Origin of the sequence: Lichenicola sp. (assembly GCF_965198575.1) — a bacterium.
In the GTDB taxonomy this organism is placed as follows: Bacteria; Pseudomonadota; Alphaproteobacteria; order Acetobacterales; family Acetobacteraceae; genus Lichenicola.
The window spans coordinates 3,246,254-3,263,405 of record NZ_OZ240671.1; the positions used below are offsets into that span (position 1 = coordinate 3,246,254).

General features: G+C 67.9%; 16 protein-coding genes, 1 tRNA gene and 1 pseudogene. 9 read left to right on the top strand and 9 right to left on the bottom strand.

Features of this window, described 5'->3' with window-relative positions:
* Positions 1 to 12: 12 nt before the first annotated feature.
* Complete coding sequence (locus ACOEQ2_RS14735) at positions 13 to 1,182, bottom strand: mechanosensitive ion channel family protein (RefSeq protein ID WP_419728710.1); 1,170 nt, start codon at positions 1,180 to 1,182, stop codon at positions 13 to 15.
* 153 nt (positions 1,183 to 1,335) lie between these two features.
* On the opposite strand from ACOEQ2_RS14735, the gene ACOEQ2_RS14740 reads away from it, so the two are divergent.
* The 3 genes from ACOEQ2_RS14740 (at position 1,336) to ACOEQ2_RS14750 (ending at position 4,380) form a co-directional block, all read left to right on the top strand.
* A tRNA-Met gene (locus tag ACOEQ2_RS14740) sits at positions 1,336 to 1,410 on the top strand.
* Between the two features lie 829 nt (positions 1,411 to 2,239).
* Complete coding sequence (locus ACOEQ2_RS14745) at positions 2,240 to 3,409, top strand: fumarylacetoacetate hydrolase family protein (RefSeq protein WP_419728711.1); 1,170 nt, start codon at positions 2,240 to 2,242, stop codon at positions 3,407 to 3,409.
* Complete coding sequence (locus ACOEQ2_RS14750; protein WP_419728712.1) at positions 3,406 to 4,380, top strand: C-terminal binding protein; 975 nt, start codon at positions 3,406 to 3,408, stop codon at positions 4,378 to 4,380. Before ACOEQ2_RS14745 ends, ACOEQ2_RS14750 begins: the two co-directional genes overlap by 4 nt.
* Before the next feature lie 61 nt (positions 4,381 to 4,441).
* On the opposite strand, the gene ACOEQ2_RS14755 is transcribed toward ACOEQ2_RS14750, so the two are convergent.
* On the bottom strand, positions 4,442 to 4,600 hold the full coding sequence (locus tag ACOEQ2_RS14755; protein WP_419728713.1) for a hypothetical protein: 159 nt from the start codon (positions 4,598 to 4,600) through the stop codon (positions 4,442 to 4,444).
* A gap of 34 nt (positions 4,601 to 4,634) precedes the next feature.
* Positions 4,635 to 5,276, bottom strand: coding sequence for a nucleoside/nucleotide kinase family protein (locus ACOEQ2_RS14760; RefSeq protein ID WP_419728714.1), 642 nt, complete (start codon positions 5,274 to 5,276; stop codon positions 4,635 to 4,637).
* A gap of 121 nt (positions 5,277 to 5,397) precedes the next feature.
* On the opposite strand from ACOEQ2_RS14760, the gene ACOEQ2_RS14765 reads away from it, so the two are divergent.
* Positions 5,398 to 5,952 carry an SIS domain-containing protein gene (locus ACOEQ2_RS14765; RefSeq protein WP_419728715.1) on the top strand — a complete coding sequence of 185 codons (555 nt, stop codon included), beginning with the start codon at positions 5,398 to 5,400 and terminating at the stop codon, positions 5,950 to 5,952.
* Here ACOEQ2_RS14765 and ACOEQ2_RS14770 read toward each other — a convergent pair.
* The gene (locus ACOEQ2_RS14770; protein ID WP_419728716.1) at positions 5,861 to 6,883 is read right to left on the bottom strand and encodes a fatty acid desaturase; all 1,023 of its coding nucleotides are present in this window, start codon (positions 6,881 to 6,883) and stop codon (positions 5,861 to 5,863) included. The two genes, ACOEQ2_RS14765 and ACOEQ2_RS14770, sit on opposite strands and share 92 nt — an antisense overlap.
* 83 nt (positions 6,884 to 6,966) lie before the next feature.
* Between ACOEQ2_RS14770 and ACOEQ2_RS14775 the strand changes: the two genes are divergently transcribed.
* Positions 6,967 to 7,767 carry a phosphate/phosphite/phosphonate ABC transporter substrate-binding protein gene (locus ACOEQ2_RS14775; RefSeq protein ID WP_419728717.1) on the top strand — a complete coding sequence of 267 codons (801 nt, stop codon included), beginning with the start codon at positions 6,967 to 6,969 and terminating at the stop codon, positions 7,765 to 7,767.
* A gap of 259 nt (positions 7,768 to 8,026) precedes the next feature.
* On the opposite strand, the pseudogene ACOEQ2_RS14780 reads toward ACOEQ2_RS14775, so the two are convergent.
* The 3 genes and pseudogenes from ACOEQ2_RS14780 to ACOEQ2_RS14790 form a co-directional block, all read right to left on the bottom strand.
* Positions 8,027 to 8,191: pseudogene (locus tag ACOEQ2_RS14780) on the bottom strand (hypothetical protein); the annotation flags it as partial.
* 192 nt (positions 8,192 to 8,383) lie between these two features.
* Positions 8,384 to 10,756 carry a TonB-dependent receptor gene (locus tag ACOEQ2_RS14785; RefSeq protein ID WP_419728718.1) on the bottom strand — a complete coding sequence of 791 codons (2,373 nt, stop codon included), beginning with the start codon at positions 10,754 to 10,756 and terminating at the stop codon, positions 8,384 to 8,386.
* Between the two features lie 148 nt (positions 10,757 to 10,904).
* Complete coding sequence (locus ACOEQ2_RS14790) at positions 10,905 to 12,143, bottom strand: MFS transporter (protein WP_419728719.1); 1,239 nt, start codon at positions 12,141 to 12,143, stop codon at positions 10,905 to 10,907.
* Between the two features lie 70 nt (positions 12,144 to 12,213).
* On the opposite strand from ACOEQ2_RS14790, the gene ACOEQ2_RS14795 reads away from it, so the two are divergent.
* Together ACOEQ2_RS14795 and ACOEQ2_RS14800 are read left to right on the top strand one after the other, a co-directional pair.
* Complete coding sequence (locus tag ACOEQ2_RS14795; protein ID WP_419728720.1) at positions 12,214 to 13,215, top strand: ornithine cyclodeaminase family protein; 1,002 nt, start codon at positions 12,214 to 12,216, stop codon at positions 13,213 to 13,215.
* Positions 13,215 to 14,765: an HAL/PAL/TAL family ammonia-lyase gene (locus ACOEQ2_RS14800; protein WP_419728721.1), complete on the top strand. Its 1,551-nt coding sequence runs from the start codon at positions 13,215 to 13,217 to the stop codon at positions 14,763 to 14,765. Before ACOEQ2_RS14795 ends, ACOEQ2_RS14800 begins: the two co-directional genes overlap by 1 nt.
* Before the next feature lie 4 nt (positions 14,766 to 14,769).
* On the opposite strand, the gene ACOEQ2_RS14805 is transcribed toward ACOEQ2_RS14800, so the two are convergent.
* Positions 14,770 to 15,660 carry a LysR substrate-binding domain-containing protein gene (locus tag ACOEQ2_RS14805; protein WP_419728722.1) on the bottom strand — a complete coding sequence of 297 codons (891 nt, stop codon included), beginning with the start codon at positions 15,658 to 15,660 and terminating at the stop codon, positions 14,770 to 14,772.
* Positions 15,661 to 15,762: 102 nt separating this feature from the next.
* Between ACOEQ2_RS14805 and ACOEQ2_RS14810 the strand changes: the two genes are divergently transcribed.
* A complete protein-coding gene (locus tag ACOEQ2_RS14810; RefSeq protein ID WP_419728723.1) occupies positions 15,763 to 16,374 on the top strand; it encodes a hypothetical protein in 612 nt (203 codons plus the stop codon).
* Between the two features lie 6 nt (positions 16,375 to 16,380).
* On the opposite strand, the gene ACOEQ2_RS14815 is transcribed toward ACOEQ2_RS14810, so the two are convergent.
* Positions 16,381 to 16,665 carry a hypothetical protein gene (locus ACOEQ2_RS14815; RefSeq protein WP_419728724.1) on the bottom strand — a complete coding sequence of 95 codons (285 nt, stop codon included), beginning with the start codon at positions 16,663 to 16,665 and terminating at the stop codon, positions 16,381 to 16,383.
* 139 nt (positions 16,666 to 16,804) lie between these two features.
* Here ACOEQ2_RS14815 and ACOEQ2_RS14820 point away from each other — a divergent pair, with 139 nt between their 5' ends.
* Positions 16,805 to 17,152: a DoxX family protein gene (locus ACOEQ2_RS14820; protein ID WP_419728725.1), complete on the top strand. Its 348-nt coding sequence runs from the start codon at positions 16,805 to 16,807 to the stop codon at positions 17,150 to 17,152.

Here is a 17,152-nt window from a genome sequence, read left to right on the forward strand (position 1 = left end):
GAGGGGTCGGGTCTAGGGTCCTGTCGGACCTTGATCCGGCCCGACGCCATGGCTGAACGGCGCACCGGCGCGGCCGCTCCCACCTGGGCTGACGTCTCCGGTCGCGTTGTCCATCAGCACGCGTGTGCGTGGCAGCGCTTCCGGGCAGTTGGCCTGCAGGAAGCTCAGCATTTTCTCACGGACGAAGCAGCGCAGGTCCCACGTCTGCGGCGCGTTGCGGCCACTGACCAGCATGCGGATCTCGACCGAGCTCTGCTTGATGTCGCTGACCTGCAGGTTCACCACCTTGCCGTCCCACAGCGGCGTCTGCTGCACGATCTCCTCTAGATGCGCGCGCAATGCCTCAACCGGCACGTGGTAGTCGAGGTAGAAGAACACCGAGCCGATCAACGACGCCGACTGGTGCGTCCAGTTCTGGAACGGCTTTTCCAGGAAATACGCGATCGGCAGGATCATCCGGCGCCAGTCCCACAGCCTGACGACCACGTAGGTCGAGGTGATCTCCTCGATCCAGCCCCACTCGCCTTCGACGATCACCGCGTCCTCGAGCCGGATCGGCTGCGTGACCGCGATCTGCACGCCGGCGATCAGGTTGGTGAGCAGGGGCCGAGCGGCCAGGCCGACCACCAGCGAGGCGGCGCCGGCGGACGCGAACAGGCTCAGCCCGTACTGGCGCACCGGCTCGAAGGTCATCAGTGCCGCCGAGATCGTGAAGACGAACAGCAGCAGGTCGGCGGCGCGCTTCAGGATGCGGATCTGCGTGACGTGCTTGCGCGCCAGCAGGTCGTCCTCCTCGCCGGTCTTGAAGCGGCCGAGATAGAGGTTCGCGGACGTCCGGATGGCGAGCGAGGCGGTCCAGCCGGCGAGCAGCACGAAGGCCACCAGCAGCACCTGGCCGAGCACCGTGAAGGCGGCGTAGGAGAGCCCGACCGCCGGCAACGCGGCACCCAGTGCGACCACCACCACCAGCACGCGCAATGGCCGGCGCAACTCGTGCGCGAACGAGCGGAAGAAGTCGCGCCTGGGCCCCGGCAGCCGAAGCAGGAGGTTCATCAGCAGGCGGCTGCCGACCAGCGTGAGGCAGCCGGCGAGGATCAGCACCAGAGCCGAAGCAAGCGGTGCCGGTGCCCAGTCGAACCAGCTGCGGACGGTGCTGACGATGGCGAGAAAGTTGTTGCGCATGGGCCTCCGTGTCGGCTGACCAGGTCCTGGGTGATGGCAGCGGGAGAAATCGGCCTCCTGCCGGCATGGCGGAGGACCCCGGGCACCCCCGTCTGCCGGCCCCGGCGTTGACTTGGCACCCCCGCCTCGGTATCTGACCGCTCCCGGCGCGATGGCGGCGTAGCTCAGCGGTAGAGCAGGAGAATCATAATCTCTTGGTCGGCGGTTCAAATCCGTCCGCCGCTACCACCGCGTCGGGTTCGTCCACGAATGATAGCTGATCATGGTGCACTGCACCATGGGCGATCCAGGGGTCTTCCGCGGGATGGCGCTGCCGTCTGTCGCGTGAGGCGGAGGCAACGGGGAAAGTCCGCCCTCTGACCTGGCAGTGCTCGACTTCGCCCGACACGGCAGTGTCGAGCACGTAACTCTGTCCCATTTCCTCAAGGCCCTGCGAACGACATCGGACTCCGCGCGCATAGTCGATACGTTTCAAGAAAATTCAAAACAAATGGCTATTGAAAGATCCCCCGGCTTCTATGCGAGGTCGATGAAGTGGATCTCCCGAACGACCGGGATCGAAAAGCTCTCGTTCAGAGAGTAACGCTGCATGATGTCGTCATGAAGTTGCTCCCGGTTTCCGTCTCGAAGCGTCCGGCGCATGGCCCGCACTCGAGAAAAGCCATATCCCGGAAATCGATTGCAGTTCCGGAAAAGCCTCGTTCAGTCCAGGCAACTCGATACCCGTTGCATGTTGCGGTCACTGACACGACAGTCCTCGTGAAGCCCCGTTTGTGCCTGGAGGCGCTCCGGAGCAAACGGATCACGTCGCGTCCGGATGCCTCGATCACCCAGCGGGACCGCTCCGACGCAGTCGGTACAGTCCTGGGCAGGCTGTTGCAGTCGCCTGCGCGGACGTGTTGTGCCGGCGTTCATCTCCCGGCATGGCGCTGCCGACGCCGCTCCCCTTCCGCGTTGACATGAGCGATTGTCTGGCGATCCTCCGTGACGTCGCGACGGAGGCCGAGTGGCCACGGATCTCGCCGACATGCTGAACCGCGAATCCCGGAGACCCTCCATGAACGCTGCTGCAATCCTGCCATCGGACCATGACCGGGCGACGCTGGTCGGGCGCCTGTTCGATCCGGCGCTCGGCGGACCGTGCCTGGTGCATCTGCGCGGCGACCGGCTCGTCGATGTCACTGCCGCGGGCCCGACGATGGCCGACCTGCTGGAGCGCGAAGATCCCGCCGCAGCGATCGCCGGCATCGCGGGCACGCTGTCCTACCCGGTCGAGGCGGTCATCGCCGACAGCCTGGCGCGTCGCAGCGACCGGCCGCATCTGCTGGCGCCGTGCGATCTGCAGGCGGTCAAGGCGTGCGGCGTGACCTTCGCCCGGTCTATGCTGGAGCGGGTCATCGAGGAACGCGCCAAGGGCGATCCGACCCGCGCGCTCGCGATCCGTGCCCAAGTGCTCGACGCGGTCGGCGGCTCGCTCACCAATTTGCAGGCGGGATCGGCCGAGGCGGCGCGGGTCAAGCAGGTGCTGATCGAGAGCGGCTACTGGTCGCAATATCTCGAGGTCGGCATCGGCCCGGACGCAGAGGTGTTCACCAAGGGTTCGGTGCTGTCGTCGGTCGGGCTCGGCGCCGAGATCGGCATCCTGCGGGCGTCGAACTGGAACAATCCGGAACCGGAAGCGGTGCTGGCGGTGAACAGCCGCGGCGTGGTGCAGGGCGTGACGCTCGGCAACGACGTCAATCTGCGCGACGTCGAAGGTCGCAGTGCGTTGCTGCTCGGCAAGGCCAAGGACAACAACGCGTCCTGTTCGATCGGTCCGTTCATCCGGCTGTTCGATGCGGGCTTCGGCATCGACGACGTACGCCGCCTCGAGATCACGCTGACGGTCAGCGGTGCCAGCGACAAATACGTGCTCGAGGGCACCAGTTCGATGAAGGAGATCAGCCGCGATCCGCTGAACCTGGTCGAGCACGCGATGGGCCGGCACCACCAGTATCCCGACGGCATGATGCTGTTCCTCGGCACGCTGTTCGCACCCACGCAGGATCGCGACGTGCCGGGGCAGGGCTTCACCCACAAGCTGCAGGACCGCGTGGAAATCGCCGCACCGGCGCTCGGCCGGCTGGTCAATACCGTCACCTATGCCGACGAGGCGCCGGCCTGGACCTTCGGCATCGCCGCCCTCATGCGCAACCTCGCCAGCCGTGGCCTGGTCGGCGCGTCTTGACCGCGGGCGACTCCCGATCGAAGCGGGTCGTCGTCACCGACCCGCGGTTCGAGGGGCTGGTGCATGAGCGTGCGGCGGCCGAGCGCGCGGGCGCCTTGTTCCAGGTGTTCGACTGCCAGGATGCGGGTGATGTCGCGGAGGCATTGCACGACGCCGACGTCGCGTTCGTGAACCTGGTGCCGGTGAACGAGGCTGCACTTGCGGGGATGCGCGGAGGCGGTGTCGTGGTCCGCTACGGCATCGGCACCGACAATGTGGATCTCGACGCCGCACGGCGGCTCGGTATCCGCGTCGCCAACGTTCCCGACTACGGCAGCGACACCGTCGCCGACCATGCATCCGCCTCGATGCTGGCGTTGCTGCGTCGGCTGCCGGTGTTCGACGATGCGATCCGCCGGGAAGGCTGGATCAATCCCGACCGGGAGCGTCCGTTGCCGGCGCTGTCGGCGAGCACCGTCGGGCTGATCGGCGTCGGCCGGATCGGGCTGCTGGTGGCCAGGCGTCTGCAGGCGTTCGGTATTCGTGTGGTGGCGAGCGATCCGTTTGCGGATCCACGAAAATTGCAGGCTGCCGGCATCGAGCGTGTGGAGCTGGACGCGCTGCTGGCCGAGGCGCACGGCGTGTCGCTGCATCTCCCGGCAACGTCCGCCACTCGCCACATCATCGGCCGGCGCTCGATCGCCCGGATGCGACCTGGTGCGATGCTGGTGAACACCGCACGCGGCGCCCTGGTGGATGAGGCGGCGCTGGCGGAGGCGCTGAGGGATGGTCGCCTCGGGGGCGCGGCGCTCGACGTGTTCGATCCGGAGCCGCTCGATCCGGGCTCGCCGTTGCGCACCATGCGGAACGTGATCCTGACGCCGCATGCCGCCTTCTATTGCGTCGAAAGCCTCGATGCGCTGCAGCGTCTCGCATCCGAGGAAGCCGCACGGGCACTGGCCGGCCAGCCGCTGCGCTCGGCGGTGACATAGACCCGACCTGATGCAACGGGCTCGGCCACGGTCGGCAACCGGGTCCGCAGCATGGGATGCATCAGGTCGTATCGCCGAGGCTTTCCACCATATCGCCGAAGCCCGCGCGGGAGGGGCCCCGGTTGCTGCGCGCCTCGAGTGTCGAGCAACAGCGCGTCGGCGCGTTATCGATCGCCGCCACGCCGGCATCCAACGCCGCCAGCCCGGTGACCGGCAGCATCGTCCTGGCCGATGGCGGCCACGCCTGCTGATGATCAGCCGGTGCCGGTTACCAGGAGATCTGCATGCACCCGGCTTGCCCGGATGAGCACCGCGTTCGGCTCGTCGGTGTGCGCGATCCAGGCAACGGCTTCGGTGCGGCTGCGTCCGAACGCCATGTGCCGGGCCAGCAGCCAGGCCTGGCGATCCGGCTCCGGCGTCGCCACGAACCAGCTCTCGTCGAGCAGCTGCCGCACCGCGCTCCACGGGCCGTCCAGCAGCAAATAGTTGCCCTCGACGATCACCAGCGGCGTCGCCGACGACACCGCGATGCAGCCCGCGACCGGCTCCTCGATCTCGCGCCGGAAGCAGGGCGCGTACACCGTCTCCCCGTCGGCCGGATGACGCAGCCGGCGCAGCAGCGACACGAACCCGGCGGCGTCGAAGGTATCCGGAGCGCCCTTGCGATCGGCCCGGCCGAGTCGGTCCAGCTCGCCCTGTGCCAGGTGATAGCCGTCCATCGGCACCACCACGGCGCGTTCGGGTCCGAGTGCGGCCGAGAGACGCGCAGCCAGCGTCGATTTTCCGCTGCCAGGCTCTCCAGTAATGCCGAGAAGCCGGCGCGAGCCGTCCGCGAAAAGCCCCCCCGCGCGTCGCAGCAGGTCGTCCGGCAAGCTCGACGTGATCGGGTCCATCATCACTTATGTTCGTTTCACGCTCGTACGTATGGCAACCTGCATGGAGATCAGGCGTCGGCTTGGGTGCCGCGCGATCTGTCGACCGCGGCGGCCCACGGCCACTCTAACCTGGAGAGAGACCATGACCCAATCCTACCAGGACGCCATCGACGAGCTGGGGCGCGTGTTCGAGAAGATCGACGATCACGCGGTCGATGCAGCCGTGCAGATGCTTGCCGATGCGACCAAGATCGTGGTGTTCGGCGCCGGGCGCGAGGGTCTGCAGATCCGCGGCCTGGCGATGCGGCTGTTCCACATGGGGCTTGCGGCATCGGTGGTGGGTGACATGACGACCCCGGCGATCGGCCGCGGCGACCTGTTCGTCGCCACCATGGGACCGGGTGAGCTCTCGACCGGCCTGGCGCTGCTCGATGTGGCGAAGCGTGCCGGGGCGACGATCCTGGTCATTACCGCGCAGCCATCCGGTCGCGGCGCCAGGTCAGCCGACAGGGTGCTGGTGCTGCCGGCGCAGACCATGGCGGCGCACGGGGATGGCGAGGTCCTGTCCGGCCTGCCGATGGGCTCGCTATACGAGGGGTGCCTGTTCATCCTGTTCGAGGTGATGGTGATGAAACTGCTCGATCTGATCGGGGTCGACCCCGACGCGATGCGGCAGCGGCACACCAACCTGGAATAGCGGCCGGCGCTCGCAGCTCCCTGCGATGCACCAGGTCGTGGTGCTGGCGCAGCAGGTAGCGGCGGGCGACATCCAGGTAACCGCGATACACGAGGCCGCCATTGTGCTGCAGCAGCGCGGCACGATCGGCGCGGTAGGCGGCGGGGATCCGGTACCAGGGCAGGCCGGGCTGCAGGTGATGCACCACGTGGAGGTTGTTGTTCAGGAACAGTAGCCCGAGGATCGGTGTGCGCTCGACGATGGCGGTGCGATGATCCGCCGCGTCGGCCGAACGGTGCTCGGCGAACGACCGCACCAACGCCAGCGAATAGCCCGGATACACGAACAGCACGACGTAGCTGAGCAGCGACAGGTGGCACACGAGCGTCAGCCAGGCGACGACCAGCGCCAGGCCGGGAAGATGCACCAGCCAGCCGCGGATGGCGTCGCCGTCGCCGGCCAGGATCAACCTGGCTTCCCTGGTCAGGAAGACCGCCTGGCCGAGCAGCGGGCCCACCGTCAGCCGGCCGAGGAGGGTGTTGTTGGCACGCAGCAGCAGGCGTTCGGGCAGGAGGCTGCGGGCGTAGCGATCGGCAGTGATGTAATGGCTTTCCGGGTCGTCGATCGGATCGGTCAGGGTCTCGCCACGATGATGCCCGAGATGACTGGCCTTGTAGCGGTGGTAGGGGAGCCACAGGCTGATCGGCAGGCTGCCGAGCAGATCGTTCAGCCATGGCAGTCGGGTCGGATGGCCGTGGATCACCTCGTGCTGCAGCGACATGTGCCAGGCAATCAGCCACGCGCCGATCGGAAGCGCGACCCACCAGGCCATCATGTTGGCGTAGAAGGTGGCGGTCAGCCAGCCGGCATGGATCACCGCGGCCAGCACGATGGACGGCCACTCCAGGCGGCGTCGGGACGAGGCCGGCGACGGCACAGCAATGGTTTTCATGAGCCTCCCTGGACGCATCACCGCGGACAACGGTTGTAAGACATTAAGACGATAGAAGCCGGTAGTATAGGAGTATCACATCCATGGATGGCATTTTAAGCAGCCTGCCGATGTATGACCTGCCGGAGCTTCGCCCCCAGACCGCCGCGCTGTGGCAGGCGCTGGCTGTCGCGCTGCGTGCGGCCGGTGTCGCAGCGCCCGATGAATTATCGTCTCCGGACGCGCTGGCCGCGCATTGGCGGCAGCCCGACCTGTTGCTGTCGCAGACCTGCGGCTATCCGTTGCTGTCGCTGCCGGAGCATGTGCGGGTGGTGGCGACGCCGGCCTACACGGCGCCCGGCTGCGAGGGCGCCTGGTATCGCAGTGCGCTGGTCGTGCACCGGGACAATCCGGCCGCTGACCTGGAGGCGCTGCGCGGCGGCGTGTGCGCGCTGAACAACCCGGATAGCAATTCCGGAATGAACCTGCTCCGGGCGACGATCGCGCCGCTCGCCGGTGGGAGGCCGTTCTTCCGCGACGTCGTGGTCACCGGCGGCCATGCGGCGAGCCTTGCAGCAGTCGGGGGCGGTACTGCCGACCTGGCGGCGATCGACTGCGTGACGCTCGCGCTGCTGCAGGCGAACCGTCCGGCGCTGACGGCTCCGATGCGGGTGCTGGGCTGGACCCCGGCGGCACCCGGGCTGCCGTTGATCACCGCCGGCGACGCGAGCCTGGTCGAGAAGTTGCGCGAGGCGCTTGCGGTCGTGGCTGCCGACCCCGCGCTGGCGGCGGTACGCCGGGCACTGCTGATCGACCGCTTCGTCGTGCTGCCGGGAGACGCATACGAGGTGATCCGGCAACTGGAACACGATGCGGAAATCGCGGGCTATCCGGTTCTCGCTTGAGGCGTCGCCACCGGTTCCGGCTCGGCCGGTATGCGTGCCGACGGCTGGTCATCATCCCGGAGATGCAGCCGAACCCGCCGACAGGCCGCCGTCGATATTGAACTCGGACCCTGTGACGTAGGGCGCCTCGTCCGACGGCGACAGCGGCGACAACCGTTGCCATTCGGGCCTCCCGATCGGGACCCTGTCCCAGCATCGGTTCCCACACGGGGGTGAGGATCGCTGCGGGATGGTTCGAATCGCACCGGATGTTCCATCCGTTCTGCGCGCAATACCGAGCCACGGTCTTCGAGTGGTTTCGGATGGCTGCCTTCGAGGATGCGTAGGCTGCCGCCATCGGGATCCCGACGAGCTTGGACCTGGAAGATATATTGCTGATCGAGAGTGACTGCATGAACCTCGCGCCATGCGGTGAGGGAGGCATGTTCCGGATCGTGCGCAACCGGCCCGTCCTCGAAACCCCTCACGGTCGCGTGGCTCACCACGACATCGGCGGCGGGAATGCCCGCCGCCAGGGTTTCCCGGTCCGCTTCGCGACCTCCCTACGTCGGATGAGGCGGAGCAAGTCCGCCGGCGATTCCTGTCCGTCCCGGCGATGAGTGTATCCCGGAGACCTCTAGAAGCTGACGCCCACCGACCCGAAGAATTGTCGTGGTGCGCCCATCAGGAAGGACTGGTAGTCGCCGGAGATCGGGTTGCCGTTTTCGCCCGTGGTCGCGACATATTGCTTGTTGAACAGGTTGTAGGCGTTGAACTGCACGTTGACGCGGCTGAGCGTGCCATGGTCGGCCAGCACGTAGCGCGCACCCAGGCTGGCGATGAAATAGCCCGGCACGGAGGTGTCGTTGAGGTAGCTCAGATAGCGATGCGAGTAGTAGTTGCCGTCGATATGGGTGGTGAGGCGGCCGAACTGGTAGGCGATGCTGCCCTTGTACATCAGCGTCGGATAGTTCGGGATCGACTTGCCGCGTAGATCGTCGACACCGGTCGCGGTGACCAGGTCGTCGTTGAAGGTCGAGCGGTTGTAGCTGATCGAGTTGTAGAGCGACAGATGCGGCAGCGGGTAGAAGGTGCCGCTGGCCTCGACGCCGTTGGTCGTCACGCCGCCGACATTCTGCACCGCCGTGGTGGGGTTGATGATCGGGCCGAACGAGATCGTCTGCAGCCGGTTCGAGAAGTCCACGTGATACAACGACAGCAATCCGATGAAGGGCTTCGTGGTGAGACGGTAGCCGCCCTCGTAAACCCAATCGGTTTCCGGCTTCAGCGTGTTCTGGATCTGCTTGAAGGCGGCCTCGTTGGCGCTCCACGGCGTGTTGGAGCTGTTGGTGCTGTAGCCGTCCTCGGGGTAGCCGCGCATGTTGTGCGAGATGTCGGCGAACACCTCCTGGTGCTTGGCGAATCGCCAGTTGCCGCTGAATTGCGGCAGGAACCCGTTCGCCGCGGTCAGCGCGCCGGTGCCGATCTGGCTGCCGCCGTTATAGGCCGGATCCTGCGTCGTGGCTTCGTTGCCGGTGTGGATCACCAGCGAACGGAAGCCGGCATTCAACGTGACGTGCGGCAGCACACGCCAGGTATCCTGCAGATGATACTGGAAGGTGTTGGTGTTCCAGATCTCCGCCCATGGCACGGCGAATGGATTGGCCGGCGTGTGGTCGTTGGGATCGCCGAGCGTGCCTTGCCCGAGCAGCGGTGCCTCGGAGAAATAGCGCGCCTCGCTGAACTGGTCGTACTCGTACCAGATACCGCTCTCGATCGTGTGATGCCCGACATCCCAGCTCAGCGCGGACAGCAACCCGTAGCGGGTGATCGCCGGCTGCATCGTGCGGATCGAGAGCGGCGCACCGTTCGGCGACGGGGTATAGGGCGTGGTCCAGGTCGAATAGCCATTGTCGCCATGGCCGTAGATAGTGGATTTCCAGTCCAGCGTATCGGTCAGCAGGCTGTCGAAGGTGAGGCCGGACAGGAAGTCCTGCCGCGTCGCGGTTCCGGCATAATACGAGACGTCCAACGGGTCGTTGGTCAGGGTCTCGTTGTGGCTGTAGATGCCTTCGGCGGCCTTGTACGCTGCCGCATAGTTCGGATAATAGTTGTCGACCCGGCCGCCGAGGGTCTGCAGATAGTTCAGGTCCTCGTCCTGGTAGTCGAACTGCTTGATGGCGCTCCAGTCGAAGAACAGCTTCAGGCTGGAGACGCCACCGATCGGCTGCACCAGCTTGGCGTTGACCTGGTCGCTCTCGTTGTAGCCGGAGCCTTTCCATTTATCGAGATCGGTATGGGCGTAGGACACGGTGAACTTGGTGCCGGTCTGGTTCAGCACGCCGCTATCGAGCCTGACATAGGTGCGATACGTGTCGTTGCTGCCGAACGTCTGCTCGAGCGCGCCGCCGTACTTGTCGGACGGATCTGCGGAATAGAATTGCAGGGCGCCGCCGAGATTGCTGCTCGAGGCGATCGAGACGCTGCCGGCGCCCTGCGACACGTTGGCGCGCTCGACATTGTCGCTGATGATCGCGCGCGTGATGCTGAGGCCGTTATAGTTGTTGAACGACTGGTCGCCGAGCGGGATGTCGTCGAGCGTGAAGCCGAGCTGCGACTGTGCGAACCCGCGCACATACACCCGCGCCGACCATTCATAGGCGCCGAACGGATCGGCCGACTGGAAATCCACGCCCGGCAGCTGCGACAGCACCTTGATCGGGTTGGTACCGGGCGCCGCCGCCTGGATGGTCTTGGCCGAGACCGAGGTCAGCTGCCGGGTCGAGCCCTGGCCATACACGCTGACCGTTTCGGCGCCCCCGGTGCTCGGGGCCAGGGCGGCCCGGGTGCTGGCGGGCGTCGCGTGCGCGGGTGCCGTCGTGCGCGTGGCACCGGTGGCCGCCGGGATACCCGCCGTTTGCGCGCGGGCGGGAATCCCTGCGCACACGGCCAGCAAGGCTGTGCCGGCGAGCAGGACAGGGCGGAAGCTTTGGCGTGCAGCGGGGAACATGACGTCTCTCGATGGTGTCGCGGCAATCGGCCGCACATCGACGCTAGCCGCCGCGTTACACCCGCGATACAGACGCTGCGTCATATGGACTCGTTATACGAGCACCGTGTGGTAATAATGCATCACACGAGCCTGCACCGTGGATACCTCAAGGGTCGCTCCGGGCCGCGACCGGGCGCACCGCGGCGGCATAAACCAGTGCCGCGCCTGCGCTGATCGCAGCACCGGTCAGCAGGGCGGGGGTGAACGATCCGGTGGCCTGGACCAGGAACCCCGTGAGCATCGGGGCCAGTGCGCCTCCCAGCGAGCCGCCGACATTCTGGATCGCCTCGAGGGTTGCCACGGATCCGCTTGTGGTGGCGACCGCGGCCAGTGCCCAGCCGCACGAGGAGGCCAGATTCGCGCAGAACAGCGCCAGGCTCGCCAGCACGACGGCGAGGGCCGCGCTGGTGCAGAATGCCAGCGCCGCCGTCGCCAACGCGGCCAGCAGCAGGGCGGCGATTAGCGGGCGGGTGCAGGCGGCGATCGGTGACACGCCCCGCCGGCCGAGCAGATGCGACACCGCACCGCCGAGCAGCGCACCGCCGAACCCGCAGACTTGCGGCACCGCGGCCCATACTCCGACCTGTCGCAGCGAGAGGTGCAGCACGCTGTGCAGGTAGTCGGGCAGCCAGGCGCCGTAGAGCCAGGTGGTGTAGATGACGCCGAAGAAGCCGATCGCCATGCCCCAACTGGTGCGCGTGCGCAGCAATGCGCGCCAGCCGGGTGCGGGGTCCAGAGCGGCCTCGACATGTGCATCCGGCCGTTCGCCCCGCTGCGGATCCCGGTACAGGCCGTGCCAGGCGACCGCCACCAGCAGCCCGGCGACCCCGATCGCGATGAAGGCGATGCGCCAGCCGAACGCCAGGATCAGCGCGGTCAGGATCGGTGGCGCGATCGCCGGGCCGAGTGCCGAGGAGGCGTTGAAGATGCCGATCGGCAGGGCCCGCCGCGACGGGTCCCACCAGGCGGTGCAGACCTTGGTGCCGGCGAGATAGAGCGGGGACTCGCCGATGCCGAGCGCCAGCCGGGCGCCGATGAACGCGCCGAGGCCGCCAACCAGCCCGGCCGCCGCCTGGGCCGCCGACCACACGCAAAGCCCTGCGGTGAGCAGCCGCCGCGGGCCGTACCGGTCGATCAGGATGCCGACCGGGATCTGCGACAGCCCGTAGCTCCAGGAGAACGCCGACAGCAGCACCCCCATCTCGCCGCGTGACAGGCCGAGGCTCTCGCGGATCGGCGCATTGGCGATCGCCACCGCCGAGCGGTCGAGATAGTTGACGCAGCCGGCCAGCATCAGCAGACCGAGTGCCACGAAACGGGTGCGCCGGAGCTGCCTGGGTGTCATGCGGGCCGGCGTAGCAGCACCACCTTGCCGCCGCCAGCAGGGTGCCGGCCGATCACGGGAGCGCCTGCCGATGCAGCCGATCTATATCGATTTCCTCAATCGCTTCGACGTCGAGGCGCTGGCGATCACCGACGACGAGATCCTGCAGGCGATCGAGACCTCGCTGGCGACGCAGGGGCGCGGCGAGGCTGTCATAGAGCCGCGGGTGCATCTCGAGCCGGGCGTCGCGCGCGGCCATTTCAACGTGCTGCGCGGCGCGTTGAAGGCCCCGATCGATCTCGCCGGCGTCAAGGTGGTCGGCGATTTCGTCGACAACTACACCAAGGGGCTGCCGTCCGAGTTGGCGACACTGCTCCTGCTCGATCCCCATACGGGTATCCCCCGGGCAATCCTGGATGCGAGCGGCATCACCGACATGCGCACCGGCGCGGTGACGGCGATCGGCGCGAAATACCTGGCGCGTGCCGACTCCAAGGTCCTCGGCCATGTCGGCGCACGCGGCACCGCGTACTGGAACGTGCGGCTGCTCGACCGGCTGTTCGAGTTCGACGAGATCCGCATTCATTCGCGCAGGCCGGAAAGTCGCGATGCGTTCGCGGCGAAACTGGCGGCGGACCTCGGAAAACCGGTGACGGCGACTGCGGATTGGCAAAGCTGCGTCGAGGGTGCCGACATCGTGGTCGAGGCATCGCGGCTCGATGCGCCGGAGCCTTTGCTGCACACCGACTGGATCAAGCCGGGCGCGCTGGTGATCCCGTACGGCACGATGAGTGCCGTCGAGCTGTCGCTGACCGGGATCATGGACAAGATGGTGGTCGATGACTGGGGCCAGTGCCGCACTGGCAAGTTCGGCAGCCTGCGCGCGCATGTCGAGGCCGGGCTGTTGTCGGAAGCGACGCTGCATGCCGAGCTCGGCCAGATCGTTGCGGGACTGCGTCCGGGCCGCGAAACGGACCAGGAGACCATCCTGCTGTGGCATCGCGGCTTGTCGTTGTCCGACATCGCGCTGGGTCACGCGATGCTGGAAAAGGCGAGGCGCCTCGGCATCGGCCAGAAGCTGCGGTTCGCCTGATGCTGCCGCCCGCAGCACCGATCCTGGAACTTGGTGGGGAGCGGCCGGTGACACCGCATCAGGTGGTGGCGGCTGCGCGTGGCGACCATGCGATCCGGCTGCACCCGGATGCGCTGGCCCGGATCGCGGCAGCCCACACGGCGCTGCTCCGGGCGGTCGCGACCGGGGCACCGATCTATGGCGTCACCACCGGGCTCGGGGCCGTCGCCGACACATCGCTCGGGCCCGACGACGCCGACGTGCAGCGGCGTATCGTGCTGACCCGGGCGGTCGGAGTTGGACCGGTCGCCGGCGACGTGCAGGTGCGGGCGATGATGATCGCACGGCTGGCCGGCTTCGCGGTCGGCACGTCCGGTGCGTCGCCATCGACGGTGCGGGGCTACCAGGCAGTGCTGAATGCCGGCATCCGCCCGGTGGTGCCGCTGCTGGGCTCGCTGGGAGAGGGTGATCTGGCCCCGCTGGCGCATATCGGGTCGGTGCTGCTCGGTGAGGGGACCGCGAGGCTGGCGGGTCAGCTCCTGCCCGGTGGCGAGGCGCTCGCGCAGGCCGGTCTGAGCGTTCCGCGGCTGCAGGGCAGGGATGGACTGGCGATGGTTTCATCCAGCGCCGCATGCAGCGGCCTCGGGGCGCTTCTGATCGCGGACATCGAGCGCGTGTTTTCGGCTCTGGCGGCGGCGGCGGCTCTCAGTTTCGAGGCGCAGCGGGCCAATCTGTCGCCGCTGCGGCCAGAGGTCGCAGCGCTGCATCCGGTGCCCGGCCAGGTGGCGATCGCGGCCGAGATGCTGCGGCTGCTGCAGGGCGGCTCGTTCGACCAGTCGGGAGGCGCCCGCCGGCTGCACGATCCGCTGAGCTTCCGGTGCGCGCCCGCGGTGCTCGGCAGCGCCCTGGCGGCAATTCAGGCTGCGGATCGCGCAGTGGCCACCGAACTGGCCTGGTCCGACGACAATCCTGCGGTGCTGGCCACGTCCGGCGAGATCGTCGGCACGGCGAGCTTCGACACCACGCACCTGGCGCTGGCCTTCGAGGCGCTCGGCCTGGCGCTGTCCCGGGTGGCCGTCCTGACCGGCGCGCGCATCATGCAGCTGATGTCGGCCGAGACGACCGGGCTGCCGCGCTTCCTGACCCCGCGCCACGGCGGTCGCAGCGGCCTGGCGCCATTGCAGAAGACGGTGGCGGCCCTGGTCGCCGCAATCGCCCGCGATGCCCAGCCGGTGCCCGCCTGCGTCCTGGCCGTGGCAGACGGGATCGAGGATTACGCCGGGATGGCGATGGCGGTGGTTTGCAAGACGGCGTCGATCGTCGAGGCGCTCGGGCTGTTGGCGGCGTGCGAATTGGTCACCGCCGCCCAGGCAATCGACCTGCGCATGGCGGGCGAATATGTCCGCCTGGGCATCGGCACGGCGGTGCATCATGCGGCGGTCAGGGCGCTGGTGGCTGGCATCGACGAGGACCGCTCCGTGGCGGGCGATCTCGAGACCCTCGCCACGGCAATCCGGGACGGCCTGTTCCAGGATGTGCTGGACCGGCTGTTCCCGGCCGCAGCGCCATGAACGCTCAGCCACCGAGCGTGTCGAGCACGAGTGCGACGAAGCTCTGCAGCTTCGGCGTCTGCCTGGAGTCGGGCTGGGTCAGCATATGCACCGGCCGCCCCGGCGTCTGGTAGTCGCCGAGCACGCGCACGAGCCGGCCGGACTGCAGCGCGTCCGCCACCAGGTCCTCTGCGATCAGGCCGATGCCGAACCCGTCCAGTGCGGCGGTCAGCAGCGCCTGCGCGGTGTTGACCCGCAGCCGGCCGCGGATGCGCACCCGCTGTGGTCGGCCGCCCCGCGTGAAGCGCCACTCGTCGAGCGCCGGCTCGTCGGGTCGCCCATAGACCAGGCATTCGTGGTCGGCCAGATCCGCCGGGGTCGCGGGCGCTCCGCGCTCGGCCAGGTAGCCGGGCGACGCGCAGGCGACCGTCCGGAACAATGGCAGGCGGTGTGCGCGAAGGCGCGTCCGGGATAGTGGGCCGATCCGGAACAGCACCTCGAAGCCGTGCTCGATCGGATCCACCAGGCGGTCGCTGAGCACCAGATCGACCGTCACACCCGGATGGCGCCTGAGATAGCCGGCGACCAGCGGCACCAGGCGGCAGCTGCCGTAGGAGACCGGTGCGTTGATCCGCAGCATCCCCCGCGGCACGCCCCGCGCCGCGTCGGCGACGAGGTCCGCCCGCTCGGCTTCGGCCAGCACCACCCGGCATTGCGCTGCGTAGCTGCGGCCGATTTCGGTCAGGCTCTGCCGGCGGGTGCTGCGGTCGAGCAGCCGCGTGCCGAGCCGCGCCTCCAGATGCGCCACATGCTTGGCGACCATCTGCGGCGACATATCCAGCGCGCTTGCCGCCTTTGCGAACGAGCCCAGATCCACCGCCCTGACGAAGGCCGCCATGCTGCCCAGCCGGTCCATTCACCACTCCCGGTTTCGAGCGACCGATCCGGTCGGCCATTTATCCGCAGATCGCAAGCGGCCCAGCTAGGCGCGACCAATCGGATCCCAGCGAGGCGCGCCATGCTTGATCGTAGACTGTTTCTCGGAGCCGCAGTGCTCGGCGCCATGTCGCTCGGACGGGCGCCGCGCGGCATGGCACGAGCCGAGGCGTTCACCGCGGCGCAATTGAACGAATTCGGCCCGGAGGCGCGCATGATCGGCAAGCGTGTCGGGCTGTGGGACGTGACGGAGACCGCCTGGGATGGACCAGACGCGGCGCCGGTGACGACGACCGGGCTGGTTGCGGAGCGGCGGATGCTGGGAGCGCTGCTGCAGGAGATCATCCGGCCGGCGACGGACACGGCGCATGCGCTCGTAGCGCGGACCGACCTGCTGACCTACGACCGGCTCACGGCGCAATGGCAGTACGTGTCCTTCGATGCAAGAGGCCCTGACGGGCTGATGCTGGCCGCCAGCGACAATCGTGGCGACGGCGTCAGCATCGCGTTCAGCTTCCAGCCCTTTGCCAGCCCCGGGCCGGGGCCGATCGTCACCGGACAGCTGCTGCGGTTGCGCCAGGTCATCACCGTCCGGGGCGCCGATCGCGACGTGAAGCAGCAGTACTTCACCCCGGCCGACGGCACCGGCCGGGAATGGCTCGGCCACCAATACGACTACCGCCGGCGGGTATGACGCGGCTCAGACGTGCAGGCCGGCCGGGTGACCGCCGGCGACCAGCGCGTGCAGCAGCATGAGCAGCAGGACGAGGGCGATCAGCACCGCGAACAGCCGCCCGAAGACCCGGAAGGCGGCGACGATCAGCAGCACTGCCAGGATGACCAGCAGCACCGTCTGGAGCTCGCCGGTGATGCCCACCCCGGTCAGCACATGGCGGCAGAAGCCCTCGATCGCGGCGATCGCGGCGACGATCAGGTTGAACAGCCCGACGGCGAGGCCGAGGATCAGGTTAAGCGCCTGCTGCATCATGTCTCCGGACGACTACGAGCGGCCCCGTTGCGCCGCCGGTCGCATTCTGCGGTCGGAACCAAACCGCCGGCAACCACCCCGCGAACCCGGCCCGAGATCGAGCGTTCCCGACCGGACCATCCGGAGATACCGTCACATGACCAGCCTTCTTCGCAAGCGTGCAGCACCGTCCCTGTGGCACACCCTGGTCGGTCTCGCCTTCGCCTCGGCCGGCATCGCCAAGCTGGCGCCGATGGAGGCCGAGGCCGCTTTGTTCAAGAGCTGGGGCTGGACCCGCAACGACATGCAGATCATGGGCGCCACCGAGCTGCTCGGTGCAGCATTGCTGGTGACCCGGTCGACCCAGAAGCTCGGCGCGCTGCTGCTGAGCGGCACGTCGGTGTGCCTGCTGACCGCGGAGCTGAAGCACAAGAACGACATGCTGGTGACGCCGCGTGCGGGGCTGCTGGCGGCGGCGATGACCGGCTTCATCGGCGGTCGCTGA

Bases quoted from the DNA above. Each gene is read 5' to 3' on its own strand.
- ACOEQ2_RS14735 (WP_419728710.1), bottom strand. From the start codon at position 1,182: ATGCGCAACAACTTTCTCGCCATCGTCAGCACCGTCCGCAGCTGGTTC.
- ACOEQ2_RS14745 (WP_419728711.1), top strand. From the start codon at position 2,240: ATGAACGCTGCTGCAATCCTGCCATCGGACCATGACCGGGCGACGCTG.
- ACOEQ2_RS14755 (WP_419728713.1), bottom strand. From the start codon at position 4,600: ATGCTGCCGGTCACCGGGCTGGCGGCGTTGGATGCCGGCGTGGCGGCG.
- ACOEQ2_RS14760 (WP_419728714.1), bottom strand. From the start codon at position 5,276: ATGATGGACCCGATCACGTCGAGCTTGCCGGACGACCTGCTGCGACGC.
- ACOEQ2_RS14765 (WP_419728715.1), top strand. From the start codon at position 5,398: ATGACCCAATCCTACCAGGACGCCATCGACGAGCTGGGGCGCGTGTTC.
- ACOEQ2_RS14770 (WP_419728716.1), bottom strand. From the start codon at position 6,883: ATGAAAACCATTGCTGTGCCGTCGCCGGCCTCGTCCCGACGCCGCCTG.
- ACOEQ2_RS14775 (WP_419728717.1), top strand. From the start codon at position 6,967: ATGGATGGCATTTTAAGCAGCCTGCCGATGTATGACCTGCCGGAGCTT.
- ACOEQ2_RS14785 (WP_419728718.1), bottom strand. From the start codon at position 10,756: ATGTTCCCCGCTGCACGCCAAAGCTTCCGCCCTGTCCTGCTCGCCGGC.
- ACOEQ2_RS14790 (WP_419728719.1), bottom strand. From the start codon at position 12,143: ATGACACCCAGGCAGCTCCGGCGCACCCGTTTCGTGGCACTCGGTCTG.
- ACOEQ2_RS14795 (WP_419728720.1), top strand. From the start codon at position 12,214: ATGCAGCCGATCTATATCGATTTCCTCAATCGCTTCGACGTCGAGGCG.
- ACOEQ2_RS14800 (WP_419728721.1), top strand. From the start codon at position 13,215: ATGCTGCCGCCCGCAGCACCGATCCTGGAACTTGGTGGGGAGCGGCCG.
- ACOEQ2_RS14805 (WP_419728722.1), bottom strand. From the start codon at position 15,660: ATGGACCGGCTGGGCAGCATGGCGGCCTTCGTCAGGGCGGTGGATCTG.
- ACOEQ2_RS14810 (WP_419728723.1), top strand. From the start codon at position 15,763: ATGCTTGATCGTAGACTGTTTCTCGGAGCCGCAGTGCTCGGCGCCATG.
- ACOEQ2_RS14815 (WP_419728724.1), bottom strand. From the start codon at position 16,665: ATGCAGCAGGCGCTTAACCTGATCCTCGGCCTCGCCGTCGGGCTGTTC.
- ACOEQ2_RS14820 (WP_419728725.1), top strand. From the start codon at position 16,805: ATGACCAGCCTTCTTCGCAAGCGTGCAGCACCGTCCCTGTGGCACACC.